The following is a 12,174-nucleotide window of genomic DNA, read 5'->3' as shown; positions in this document are numbered from 1 at the left end:
TGCTTTCACCCCAGCACCAGGGGGGATGGACTTCGGTTTCTAGGGTACTTCCGTCACCATCATGTTCCACTCAGTTATCCAGGTCGTCCCTGGCTAGCCGTCCTCCGCATTGCTTATATAGCAAGGGTTTCAGCTAAACGAATCGCACTCTGAGAATATTGGCAGAGCCATTTAGGTCTGCATTGATTACAGTTCCATCAGCAGAACGATACAATCCACGTTTAATTCGTTTTCCAGATGCTTTCCACTCAGGCGGTTTTTCACCGTACTTGGGCAGGGAGTCTCCATCAAGAAAACTACTTTTGGACGTATATGCTTCTTCTGTTTCGGTAAACTTAATGCCGTGCAAGTTGCACAGTTGGCTCAAACGAGCTTTTAACTTTCCTAGTGGCATTTGAACAAACTTTTGATTGTTCAGTTTCCCCATATCAACATTAGACTTGAAAGCCTGGTTCCATCCAATTACTAGATTGCCGATACCATGTTTCAAGCAATGGTCAATAATTAGCTTCGCAGCTTTGTTGGTGCCATCGCGCATCTGGTGATTGCGCTTGCGGGTTATGCGGTCTAGCCAGCTATCCCAATAACCCGTGGGCTTTCCTTCTTTTCTGGTCGCTACTTTTTTGTTCCACAATTGATTCATCGCTTTCATAGCGCGAGCATCAATCAAGAAGGAATTTCCGAGTGTGTCAAGACAAGCCGCTAAATTGTCGGCAGTCCCCAAATCAATTGATAATGCTTGACTACAATCTAAATCATGCTGTTGACATTCTACTTCGTAAGACATTTCTAAGTAGAAAGCACCATTTTTAGGGAGAATAGTGAACTCTTTAATTTTCGCGCAGTCAAGATTTGACGGCATCGGCAGAAAAAATTCAGTAATCCCAAACCAGCGACGCACTGTTAAGCCTAAAGAAAACCGCAACTGATTACCGACAATTGCTGGTTTTAACCCTCCAGAATTTGGGTAAGCTACTTTAAATAACTTAGACCCGGTTAGATAGTTTGGCGGTTGAGGTTTCAAGTGCAAATTACCTTGAAGGTATGAGTTTCTTAATTCTTTGAAACTTTTAAATGCCTCTGTTGCAGACATCAGGGTTTGCTGCATAGGTGTGGAAGGCAACGATTTAGCAACCATTGACTTAGAGATTGATGGTTCAAAAGACAAGTCGAATTTTCCGGTTAGTAGTTTTCCGGTTTTAAAAAATGTCTGACGAGCGAAGTAAACAGCGCTATTGTACAACTTGCCGGATTGCCGACAAAGATACTGCAACACAGCTTCAACTTCTTTAGTAGGGGACAGTAATACTTGCTGCACTCCCATTGTTTTTTTGATTTTAGCCACCTCTTTACCCGAAAGTTAGTTGATTTATTTAGTTGAGGTGATTATAGTGGATAAGTTAACCTATAACAACAAAACTTTATGTTACCTCTTCCAGAGTACCAAACCCACAACCACGTCAAGTTCTTGCTTAACTACCATTTTGTGTTTATCCCCAAACGCCGAAAGAAAGTTCTAGTCGGTAGCGTAGCAACTAAGCTGCGTGAAATATTTTTAGCGCTTTCAATCGAGAAAGATTGGAATATTTTAGCTCTGGAAGTAGCGCCAGATCACGTACATTTATTCGTGGCGGTTAAGCCGATGGACACGCCCGCATTGGTCATCAAAGCATTCAAAGGACGTTCTAGCCATCATTTAAGAGCTGAATTTCCAGAACTAAAAAAGCTGCCGTCTTTGTGGACGAGCAGCTATTTTGTTAGTACCGCTGGTAATATTAGTAGTGAAGTCGTTAGAAAGTACATAGAAGATCCACATCATTCTGCTAACTAAGAAAGAACACTCTTGACTGAAGTCCCCCGTGTCGCTTCCCACGAGCGGGCTGAAGCCACGCTCGTTTCCCGCTTCCAGTATTAATTTTTATGATCTTTACCATTCCGAGTGGGGTGGGTGCAAGCAGGGATACCGTGAAAAAATACTTGTGTGGCGCCCTCAATCAATTACTGCCCAAAAGTACCAGTACAAGGACTTCTGCGACACTCCAACTAAGTTCAGCATTGGATTAATTCGATCGCTCTTCTTGAAACTATCTGCGTTAATCTGCGTTAGTCCGTGGTTTTCTGTTCCTGCATCAACGCTTAAAATATCATCGCGGGCGATCGATCTGCTTCATTCGATCGCCCCTTCCCCATAATATTTATCCCAAATCTGCGATCGCACTCCTAAACGAGCTGAGCTGCTTCAGATTTTCCCGATCGATTTCCCCGAATAATTACTTTTGTAGTATACTTGTAATTCAAGCGCCATCGCGCGCAGTTATCAGACTCAAGTGTTTGCAAGGGTTGTATCGCAACAAAAATTTATGGCAAGTTTTCGGGACATCCTTAAATACTACACCCGCTACAGTCAAATCTCAGTTCTCAGCATCGGTGCATCCAGCCTGTTTGCGATCGCGGATTTAGCTGTGCCCTACGCGATTGGGCAACTCTTAAATGTATTGTCCGATCGACCTCCAGATACAGTAACGCAAAAATCGATCGCAGCGATCGCCTCACTTACCCAGCAGTCACCCAGCAAGATATTATCGCTATCCGTCTTGCTGGGCTTGATTTTTGTGGTAACAGTCGTCAAAGCACCCATAGAACTTTGGATGGGAAATTGGTTCCATTGGGTAGTACCCTTGAGAGCAAGGCGGGATTGGATGAAAGGAGCGATCGGCAAAATGCTCACCTTACCCTTAGAATTCTACGACGAAAACAACGCCGGTCGGATTTCCAGTCGCATCGCCAAAGGCATCGCCAACCATACTTGGACATACCCAGAAATTGCCGCTGAATTCATCCCAGAAGTCGTCCGCTTAATCGGCATCTTTGCAGTTATTTGGTTAATTGAATGGCGCATCGGCTTATTAATTTCAATTTCCTTCGTATTTATCCTCAGTTTCACCCTCAAAGGCCTCCAAGGGCTGACTCGGCGCGAAGAAATTCTGGATGAATACATCGAAGATACCGAAAGTCGCAACTCAGAAATTATTACAAACATCAAAACAGTCAAAGCTTTTGCCACTGAAACAAACGAACTAAAAAAGCAAACAACCAGACTCGATCGCGAGTTGAAAGTTGTAATTCAACGCATTCACAAAGGATACGTCATCCTGGGGACATACCGACAAGCAATCGTCCAGCTTTGCCTGTTTTCAGTTCTCGGTTTTAGTCTAGCAGCAACAGTCGCAGGTAAAATATCTCTGGGATATTTTGTTACGGTTTACACCTTGGCAAGTATGGCCTATTCGCAACTGCGCCCGATTAGTATTATCGCCGAATTATTTGCCCGCCGCTATTCTTCAATGATCCGCTTCCACGAGTTTATGCAGTTACCAGACGGTATTGATGCGGTGAATTTAGCAACTGAAAATGCTGTATCTGCTTCGTCTTATAGATTTAGCGGGAAAATTGAGTTTTGCGGGCTGACATTCGGGTACGATCGCGAAAAGCCAGTTTTGCAGGATATCAATTTATTGATTCATCCCCGTCAAACCATAGCATTAGTCGGGCGATCGGGTTCCGGGAAATCAACATTAGTGAAACTGCTGTTTCGATATTTTGAGCCTAACTCCGGCCGCATTCTGATCGACGGCGAGGATATTTCCAGTTTAAATGTCACTGGCTACCGCAAGCGTTTAGCCATTGTCCACCAAGAAGTAGACGTGTTTAACGGTAGTTTGCTGGATAATTTGACATACGGCAACCCGAAAGCAACTTTCGCCCAGGTTGAAGAAGCTTGTCGCATCGCCAGAGTTGATGAGTTTGTGAACTTGTTGCCCCAAGGTTACTATACCGTTGTCGGGGAACGGGGAATGCGGTTATCTGGCGGTCAGCGACAGCGGTTAGGCATTGCTAGGGCGCTGTTAGTGGATCCGGACGTGTTAATCTTTGATGAAGCTACTTCTAGTTTGGATTATGAGTCAGAGCGATCGATCCAGCTAGCTATGCAGAACATCCTCGGTACGCGCACCACCATAATTATCGCCCACCGCCTGAGTACAATTCGGGAAGCCGATGCGATCGTCGTACTCGACGGCGGTAAAATCGTCGAAGTTGGCAGCCACGACGAACTCTTGAACCAAAAAGGCATTTACCGCCGCCTGCACTCCCTGCAAGAAACTGGCGAATTAGTAAATTAGGAATTCCCACTGAACCCAGACTTCCGGTGCTATAAGAATCCTAGACACACAGGTGGCCAGAAACCTGTTTTTTAGCAAAATATTCCTTGTAACCTGTTTCTTGTAAGGTTCGTAGTGCGGACTTCAGTCCGCTTTCCGTTCGTAGTGCGGACTTCAGTCCGCTTTCCGTTCGTAGTGCGGACTTCAGTCCGCTTTCCGGCGGAGGACTTACAGGCGCGAACTGTTTTTGTTATGGTAATCGATCGGACGCGACATGACTTATGTGTTCAGTCTTGAATGATTAGAGTTTTAAATGTCATGTTGCAAAAAAAGAAGAATCTGCTAGGATGTTTAACTGTGGGTACAAATGGGTCGGTGCCCGAGCGGTTAATGGGGGCGGACTGTAAATCCGCTGGCTACGCCTACGCTGGTTCAAATCCAGCCCGGCCCACCACAATTCACATAAAAGTTAAAAATCAACAATTAAATTTTTTAATGGTATGTTTTTAATTTTTTACGCCCGTATAACTCAGTGGTAGAGTACCTCCTTGGTAAGGAGGAAGTCATGAGTTCAAATCTCATTACGGGCTTGGCTTTCTAAGACTTATGCCTTGACATTTTTAGAATATCAGCTAATCCCGATTAACGTTTTTCGATAACTTTGTTTATCAGTTTAACAAAAAAAAGCATAACTGCCCCTAATGTTAAGATTTATCAGAAAACTGGGTTGAAAACCCCGTCCTTTTAGGACAGCTTTAATTTCTAGGATCTATTCCTAAAAAATTGCGTAAACTAGAAAGAAGTATAGTATACTATAATAGTCAAGGTTAAACTCCTTTACCATCGTGAAACAGTTAAGACACACTTTTAGGTATAAACCGGGGGACGCAGAGCAGCGAAAACTCTTAAAACAGCTAAAGGGTCAACGCATCCTTTTTACCAGTAAAAACAAAGAACTTTCTTGATTTGTTAAGTAGGGTAGGGCATACCCAAACTCTAGGCTTGTATCCTAGTACGCTTTTGGAGATAGACCCTCTGGGGTTGCTGTGAGTTAGGCTCGTCAATTTGTACTATTGTACGGTTGAAAGGTTTAAGAACTGCCGCAAGGACATGGCGCTTAAAGGTCAGTCGATGAATTAAGAATCCCCACACCTTTAGGTTGGGGAGTGTCAAATCCCGTCTTCGTAGGTTGCCCCTAGGGTTTTTTATTTCATAGCGCCCAATAGCCGATGTAGAGGTTAGATGTCGGTTAACAGTTCGGTGATTTTGTCAGGGCTGACGCTGTAGATGCTAGCCGTATAAGCAATCATTTTAGCGTCAGCCCCTAGTTGTTTAAGCACCTTGATAGCAGAGTTTAGTGGAATAGCTTGGTTGTCTGACTTGGTTAGTAAGTCAATAGTGGTCTGGGTAGTCTGTCGTCTTTTATAAACTGTGTCATTCATTGTTGGGCTATGACCTAAACTCATAGCGCGAGTTTCAAGACTTATCCCGCTCATCATTCCATTAAGATTACTGAGGTGTCGTAATGCGTGAGTCTGGGTAAACTTGCTCCAACTTTCTAAGCGGTCACGAGCCGATTTGTTGTATTTTCCGACTATTGTATTAGGGTTAGTTGAAACCAGGTTGAGTTCCGGCAGTTTGGCTGACTTGATTTCTAGTTGCTCTATCAAGTTAGCGTGAGTAGGGGGTAACAACGGAATAGTCAAGCGGTAGCCTGTTTTGGTTGTGGTATTCAGTGCAGTTTTATCCCCTACTACGGCAATCATTTTTGTGTTTATAGGGTCACTCAATGCGGGGATAGTAGCACCATCTTTGGTTTTAAACGGTTGGTTTACGTTCTGAATGGCAAACACTTCATGCACTCGCAGACCGTACACTATCTGCATTGAGAACACCCATAACCAAGCTTTTCGAGATTCTAAATGGTATCGCTTGTCATTGGCGGGAATATTTAGTACGTCGTTGCGTAGTTGCAAGAAATCCTCAATTGATACAGCTTGCAAGTCATCACGATAAATGGTTTGCTTGCCGTCAATATTGCTTAACTCCTCACGCAGTCGAGAGTCGCCAATAGTTTCGGCAAGTTTTTTCATCACGGACAAACAGGTCTGACGAGTTTTACTACCTGTTTTCTTGCTGTTAATAACTGACATTACGTCGGTGAGGTTTACTATTGTATCTTGCGGTAGCAGCTTGTAATATTGCCCGTATGCGTCATACCAGATAGATAGATGCGAAGCATTTTCTTTGTCTCGCTTCTGACGCTTTTTAGTGTATCCGTCCCAGTATCCGGCTTCTACTTTTGCGATCGCCTCACCAAACGTTATTAGGTCATTCCTGACGACGTTCTTTCCTAAGATTACATCGTCGTACCAACTCCAGAACTCTGTCTCGCTAGAAAGTGATTCTAGCGCGGTAGCGACTAGATGCGCTTTCTTCAGAGCGTCGGAGACACCCTGCATCGTCAGATTGCACCCACAGGACTTGTTGAATGGTTTGTCACCCAGTTTGAATTGGAGGGTGATGTAAGACCCCTTAGCTTTGCTATCTTTCTTCAACGCTACCACTTTGGGGCTTTCTTTTTGTGCCTCCTTCAGATAATCCAGAACCCGCTCATAGCCAATTAGGTAGTCTCCCCAGGTGCTAACGGTGACTGATTTAGATTTTTCGCTCATTTTTCGCTCATTTTTCGCTCGTTGAGTCTGCTTGTTGTCTACAGCTTACAGCGAAGAACTCGTTTTTCAATCAGATGCGGAAACAAGTCTTCTGAGATGAGCGATATATGGGCTGGAATGTCGTAAACTCATTAATTAAGTGAGGGGGTGCAATTCAAATCTCGCCAAGGGCTGGGAGTAAATTATCTCATAAAAAAAATATATGTGGTTGAATTGCGTGTTCAACCACCAATTCTATTTTTTAAGAGTAGCTTGCAAATAAACCAACGGATCTTCAGCCACCCAACCAGAACCAGAATTGTACCGAACTTCAAAATGCAAGTGAGATTGCGGAATATCCCGTTTTCCCGTCATCCCCACACTTCCCAAAACTTCTGGCGATCGCACTTTTTGACCGACTTTCACCGCAATATCTCTTACATGAGCGTAGCGCGTTTGCTTCCCCGCTTGATGGTTCACGACAACTAAATTCCCGTAATCCCCCTGCGGCCCCGCAAAGGCAACTGTACCTCCGCCCGCAGCCAAAACCTGCGTACCTTCCGCCGCCAAAAAATCTACACCGCTGTGGAAAAAAAACTCACGACGTACCGGATGCCACTGCCGCCCGAAACGCAAACCTTCCACCGCTGGGGCGGGGAGCGGGAAGCCTTGCACCAACGATGTTGCATCGGGATTTACCGAAGGTGCGATCGACCTATTCACCTTTGGCACAAACACCGTTTGTCCCAAAGACCTGCACCCATTCGCCTCAAATAGCAAATCTGCGGGGACTTGATAAACTTGGGCCAATTTTTGCCAATTCCAGCCCGCAGGCACTTCTACGAGCCTGCCATCGTAGGGAGGAATGACGATCGCACTTCCGGCACTAACTCGACCTCCCCGCAACATCGGATTTATCCCAATCAGCGCCGCTGTTGGCACATTGTACTGTCGCGCTATACTTTCTACCGTTTCGCCCTGGAGAGCGATGTGGCGGCGCGATCGAGCCAAAGCCGCCCCCAGGCAATCGCGGGCGGGGTTGGGGGTTTCTAAAGGTGCGCCGGGAGGAAGATTTGCCGCCGTTTTTTCAACAGGGGCGATCGAGCAAATCAGTGCAGAAATGACTAGAAATAGGCGTTTATAACTCATTGCGTACAGAAAAAAGTATTCATTTCGGACAATTGACAATTTTTGAGCCGAGTGAAAAGGCTTATTTGAAAACTCCAGCCGTACCCCAGACTGTAAATCCCAGGCTAAGCCAAGTTACGATGAGAAGAATTATTAGTTTTTGTCGTTTTTGGCAAATCAGGCAATTTTTGCCCGTGATGCCCCTGTTGTGTCTGCTTGCTAACAGCTATGTTCTTGAGGAAGTGGTACGCCCCGCCCCGCTTCCTTCCCGTCGCCAAGACAAAAATGCTTAATGCCGAACGTGTCTGCGGGGATGAGGTATTCAGCGGGAGTTGTTAAATATGAGTTTATCTTTTAAGCAGTTGACCCTTTATGTCACTTTGCTGTCTGTTGGGGGAGGCATCGGATGGTTGGGGAATCGCTATCTACAAGGCTCAAACAATCCAGAAACCGGATCAGTTTTGCCCGTGGTGCGCCAGCAAATCCCCTCCTATGTGTCTCCTCCTGTTCAGGAAAATCGCCCAGTCGATCGCAGCAATCCCAATTTTATTGCTGAAGCAGCCGAAAAAGTCGGCCCGGCTGTAGTGCGGATTGACGCATCGACTAAGGTGACAAATCAAGTCCCCGAAGCTTTCAACAATCCTTTATTTCGCCGATTTTTTGGGGACAATTTGCCCAAGCCGGAAGAACGAACCAAGCGGGGTACCGGTTCGGGGTTTATTCTCACTGCTGACGGCCGCATTGTGACTAATGCTCACGTCGTCTCCGGAACGGATACTGTGAAGGTGACGCTCAAAGACGGCCGCGAGTTTGAGGGTAAAGTGCAGGGCGTCGATCCGCTGACGGATGTTGCTGTTGTGAAAATTAATGCCAAGGAACTCCCGCAGGTGACTTTGGGTCGATCGGACAATATTGTACCCGGACAGTGGGCGATCGCGATCGGCAATCCTTTAGGTCTCGACAATACCGTGACTGTGGGCATTATTAGCGCCACGGGTAGAACCAGTTCCCAAGTCGGCATCCCCGACAAACGAGTCCGGTTCATCCAAACCGACGCCGCCATCAACCCCGGCAATTCAGGGGGCCCGCTACTGAACGACCAAGGCGAAGTAATTGGCATCAATACCGCCATTCGCGCCGACGCTCAAGGCTTGGGATTTGCAATTCCGATCGAAACCGCCAAACGAGTGTCAGATCAGTTATTCGCCAAAGGTAAAGCAGAACATCCCTATCTCGGCATTCAAATGCTCAGCTTGACTCCCGCCACCAAGGCAGAAGTCAACAAACAACTCGATAATAAAATTACGATCGATCGAGGCGTAGCCGTGACGAGAGTCGTGGAAAATTCCCCTGCCAAACAAGCCGACTTGCGCGCTGGAGATGTCATCCAAAAAATTGACGGAATTGCGGTCAACACTCCCGGGGACGTACAAGAACGGGTGGAAAACACTGCTGTGGGCAAAGAACTCGAAGTGGAAATTAACCGTTTCGGTCAAGTTCAGAAAATTAAAGTACGTCCAGGTGCTTTTCCCATATCGGGGAGTCCAACCGGTGGTTAAGGATCGCGAATTAAATAATTTACACATATTTGTGGGAAGGGCGTCCCGCCCGTCCTTTCTGGAAGGGCGGGACGCCCTTCCCACAAGAACCATAAAAATTGTAAGTTATTTAATTCTCATTCCTAAGTTCAAGCGGTGGAGTTGAAAAACAAATCTGATGCTGGATAGTCCTAGACGCAAAAACCGGGTTTTGCTACCCAAATCATCCGTGTATCGCCAGGTATACAGGATTAAAAACCCGGTTTCTTAATTCGCTGTCCGTCCAGGAATGTTTATTTTGTCAACAAGTTTCATCTTTCTGGCTTCCCCAAGCCGCCGCTCTTTGTTACTTTTCTTTGGTAGGGTTTGGTTGAATCGAACTCGTGCTTGCTAAATTTTCTTCTAGGTACATCCTCTGCTCCATTTGTCTCAGAAAATAGCCTGTCATCATCGCTGAAGCTAGCAAACCTGCTAAGTTTTCGCGGTCTGTGGTAATTTCGACGTTAAAATTCTCTGAAGGCAGGACGCCGACAAGTCCTTGAACGTTATGAGAGATAATTTCTCTGATTTCTGGGCTGGCGGACTTGGCGATGCGGGCTAGAACCTCCGGGGATTGGTGCTGGAGGTACTTCAGAAGTGGATTGACTGCGGTTTGTTGGGCATTGGAACTATCAAAGTCAGGGTGAAAAACCATTTGGCGATTCTTAATTTCTGGCTTGCTACATTCTACTTCAAACTACTCCTCATTGCTTGGGTACAAATTTGCCTGAAAGTCAAGTTGTAATTGTTTGGGCAATTGGTCTACTTGAAAATACCGGTGAAATTTTTCGGTAACTTGTAGCCAGTACGATCGCCCATCCGTTGGCTTTCGTTTCCGCACAAAACCCATTTCTACCAGTTCCTGCACTTGTTGGTAAGCCCCCGAACCCCGCAAATTAACTAAATCTGGCTGCGTGATGCCACCTTTGAGGGCGATCGCCGCCAGCGTCCGCAAAGCCCCAACACCTAATTCTGGGGGTATTAAAGTTTGCATTAAACTCGCAAACTCGTCTCTGAGTTGCAGGCTGTATCCTGTCGGGGTTTCGACGACTTCTAGGGCACTGTCGCGGTGGGAAGAGTCAGACATGAGCTCGATAATCGCATCTTCGGCTTCGGATCGATCGCACTTAGCAATCTCGGCAATCTCTACCAGCGACACCGGCTGACCTTTTAAATAAAGTATGGCTTCTATTGTTGTGGCTAAACGAGTCATTGGGGAATTTGTAATTAGAAATAGAGACGGTGAGTGTTGAATTGAGAAGGATGGAGTTATCTAGGAGAACCGGAAAAAAGCAATTAGACATTAATCAATCTAACTGTCTGCCAGTCAGTTCTACAAATATATCCTCTAAATTAGAAGGACGAACCATCATACCAGTCTTATCCTCTTTCGCATCCAGATAAAAATTCGCTTCTTCCAAAGTCGGGAAAAACTTGTAGTCCCAGCGATCGCCTATTTGCTTCATCACCAACCCTTGACCGTGTTCTTGCCGCAGTTGCGCTAGCGTTCCCAATTGAATCAACTTACCGCCGTCCATAATCCCGATGCGATCGCACAAATACTCTACCTCATCCATATAATGCGTCGTCAACAGCATAGTCATCCCCTGCTTGTTCAAATCTAGAATAATTTCCCACAACCTGCGCCGCGTTTGCGGGTCTAACCCTACAGTCGGTTCGTCCAAAAATAAGATTTCCGGTTCATGCAAAAGCGATCGGGCAATTTGCAACCTCCGCTTCATTCCACCCGACAAAGTTTTGACTAAATCATCCCGTCTTTCTGCTAATTCTACATATCCCAACCACTGTTTAATCAACTGTTGCCGTTTCGGGTTGGGGATGTGGTGCATCCGCCCGTGAAACTCCATATTTTCCCATACAGAAAGCTCATTATCAACGCTAGTTTGTTGCAACACAACGCCGATGGACTGTTTAACTTGCAAGCTTTGACGCATCACGTCATATCCAGCTACCTGAATTTGACCGCTGCTGGGTTTAGTCAGCGTAGTCAGCATCCGAATTGTCGTCGATTTTCCGGCACCGTTGGGGCCCAGGAGACCGAACATTTCTCCGGCTTCAATCGTGAACGAAAGGTCATTGACAACAGGAATTTTGTTGTAGATTTTGCAGGCATTTTGCAGGGAAACAGCGGCAGTCATAGGTATTTTTGTATCAATTATTGCGATCGATCTCTTGTTTCTGGGCCAGAGTTTGCCTGGTCAATCAACCATAATACTTGTGGCGGGTTTACTAACAATCTCAGATTCACATCCACAATAATATCTATCAACCTGCCCCAACCAAACGACAAAATTTGATGGCGGGCAATTCAACAGACATGATATCATCTCTGGATGCAGCAACAAGTGCGATCGACTAAATTTTCTGGTAACACTCATCGTTAAAAATAGCATAAAAATTAGGTTTTTATGCTATTTTTAACGAAGAATCTTGTTAGGGCAACCAATCTGAGTCTCACCCTCAGGTATCAGGCTGATTTTTTTATCAGAAAGAATTGGTTGAATGCCTCTCCCCGATCGGGAGAAATTAAAATCAGACTATTCATTACTTCAATCCTCTTCCTTCTAGGTAGAGGTCGCTCTCAAACTGTCAACTGTCAACTGTCAACTGTCAACTGTTGAACGCTGGCATTAC

General features: G+C 45.7%; 10 protein-coding genes and 2 tRNA genes. 6 read left to right on the top strand and 6 right to left on the bottom strand.

Annotation, left to right across the window (positions count from 1 at the left end; translation table 11 throughout):
• Positions 1-133 precede the first annotated feature (133 nt).
• Positions 134-1,345, bottom strand: a complete 1,212-nt coding sequence (locus JGK22_RS21825; protein ID WP_293207316.1) for a transposase — start codon at positions 1,343-1,345, stop codon at positions 134-136.
• A gap of 78 nt (positions 1,346-1,423) precedes the next feature.
• Here JGK22_RS21825 and tnpA point away from each other — a divergent pair, with 78 nt between their 5' ends.
• The 5 genes from tnpA to JGK22_RS21800 all read left to right on the top strand — a co-directional run bounded on the left by tnpA (position 1,424) and on the right by JGK22_RS21800 (position 4,750).
• Positions 1,424-1,831 carry an IS200/IS605 family transposase gene (gene tnpA, locus JGK22_RS21820; RefSeq protein WP_293207314.1) on the top strand — a complete coding sequence of 136 codons (408 nt, stop codon included), beginning with the start codon at positions 1,424-1,426 and terminating at the stop codon, positions 1,829-1,831.
• Positions 1,832-1,979: 148 nt separating this feature from the next.
• Positions 1,980-2,192 carry a hypothetical protein gene (locus JGK22_RS21815; RefSeq protein WP_293207312.1) on the top strand — a complete coding sequence of 71 codons (213 nt, stop codon included), beginning with the start codon at positions 1,980-1,982 and terminating at the stop codon, positions 2,190-2,192.
• A gap of 168 nt (positions 2,193-2,360) precedes the next feature.
• Positions 2,361-4,181 carry an ABC transporter ATP-binding protein gene (locus JGK22_RS21810; protein WP_293192609.1) on the top strand — a complete coding sequence of 607 codons (1,821 nt, stop codon included), beginning with the start codon at positions 2,361-2,363 and terminating at the stop codon, positions 4,179-4,181.
• Between the two features lie 348 nt (positions 4,182-4,529).
• Positions 4,530-4,614: transfer RNA gene (locus JGK22_RS21805), tRNA-Tyr, on the top strand.
• A 64-nt stretch (positions 4,615-4,678) separates the two neighbouring features.
• Positions 4,679-4,750 (top strand) — tRNA-Thr (locus tag JGK22_RS21800).
• Positions 4,751-5,398: 648 nt separating this feature from the next.
• On the opposite strand, the gene JGK22_RS21795 is transcribed toward JGK22_RS21800, so the two are convergent.
• On the bottom strand, positions 5,399-6,835 hold the full coding sequence (locus JGK22_RS21795) for a hypothetical protein (protein ID WP_293185451.1): 1,437 nt from the start codon (positions 6,833-6,835) through the stop codon (positions 5,399-5,401).
• 234 nt (positions 6,836-7,069) lie between these two features.
• Positions 7,070-7,963 carry a M23 family metallopeptidase gene (locus JGK22_RS21790; protein WP_293313645.1) on the bottom strand — a complete coding sequence of 298 codons (894 nt, stop codon included), beginning with the start codon at positions 7,961-7,963 and terminating at the stop codon, positions 7,070-7,072.
• A 320-nt stretch (positions 7,964-8,283) separates the two neighbouring features.
• On the opposite strand from JGK22_RS21790, the gene JGK22_RS21785 reads away from it, so the two are divergent.
• The gene (locus JGK22_RS21785) at positions 8,284-9,501 is read left to right on the top strand and encodes an HhoA/HhoB/HtrA family serine endopeptidase (RefSeq protein ID WP_293313642.1); all 1,218 of its coding nucleotides are present in this window, start codon (positions 8,284-8,286) and stop codon (positions 9,499-9,501) included.
• A gap of 325 nt (positions 9,502-9,826) precedes the next feature.
• On the opposite strand, the gene JGK22_RS21780 is transcribed toward JGK22_RS21785, so the two are convergent.
• The 3 genes from JGK22_RS21780 to JGK22_RS21770 form a co-directional block, all read right to left on the bottom strand.
• Positions 9,827-10,174: a DUF760 domain-containing protein gene (locus JGK22_RS21780; RefSeq protein WP_293192607.1), complete on the bottom strand. Its 348-nt coding sequence runs from the start codon at positions 10,172-10,174 to the stop codon at positions 9,827-9,829.
• A 42-nt stretch (positions 10,175-10,216) separates the two neighbouring features.
• On the bottom strand, positions 10,217-10,732 hold the full coding sequence (gene scpB, locus JGK22_RS21775; protein WP_293185455.1) for an SMC-Scp complex subunit ScpB: 516 nt from the start codon (positions 10,730-10,732) through the stop codon (positions 10,217-10,219).
• 94 nt (positions 10,733-10,826) lie between these two features.
• The gene (locus tag JGK22_RS21770) at positions 10,827-11,678 is read right to left on the bottom strand and encodes an ABC transporter ATP-binding protein (protein WP_293185456.1); all 852 of its coding nucleotides are present in this window, start codon (positions 11,676-11,678) and stop codon (positions 10,827-10,829) included.
• Between the last annotated feature and the right edge of the window lie 496 nt (positions 11,679-12,174).

The organism is Microcoleus sp. PH2017_08_TRC_O_A (assembly GCF_020738665.1).
In the GTDB taxonomy this organism is placed as follows: domain Bacteria; phylum Cyanobacteriota; class Cyanobacteriia; order Cyanobacteriales; family Microcoleaceae; genus Microcoleus.
This window is presented reverse-complemented; position numbering and strand designations above follow the sequence as displayed.

Excerpts from the sequence above, each read along its gene's own strand:
- tnpA (WP_293207314.1), top strand. The coding sequence starts at position 1,424 with ATGTTACCTCTTCCAGAGTACCAAACCCACAACCACGTCAAGTTCTTG.
- JGK22_RS21810 (WP_293192609.1), top strand. The coding sequence starts at position 2,361 with ATGGCAAGTTTTCGGGACATCCTTAAATACTACACCCGCTACAGTCAA.
- JGK22_RS21795 (WP_293185451.1), bottom strand. The coding sequence starts at position 6,835 with ATGAGCGAAAAATCTAAATCAGTCACCGTTAGCACCTGGGGAGACTAC.
- JGK22_RS21790 (WP_293313645.1), bottom strand. The coding sequence starts at position 7,963 with ATGAGTTATAAACGCCTATTTCTAGTCATTTCTGCACTGATTTGCTCG.
- JGK22_RS21785 (WP_293313642.1), top strand. The coding sequence starts at position 8,284 with ATGAGTTTATCTTTTAAGCAGTTGACCCTTTATGTCACTTTGCTGTCT.
- JGK22_RS21780 (WP_293192607.1), bottom strand. The coding sequence starts at position 10,174 with ATGGTTTTTCACCCTGACTTTGATAGTTCCAATGCCCAACAAACCGCA.
- scpB (WP_293185455.1), bottom strand. The coding sequence starts at position 10,732 with ATGACTCGTTTAGCCACAACAATAGAAGCCATACTTTATTTAAAAGGT.
- JGK22_RS21770 (WP_293185456.1), bottom strand. The coding sequence starts at position 11,678 with ATGACTGCCGCTGTTTCCCTGCAAAATGCCTGCAAAATCTACAACAAA.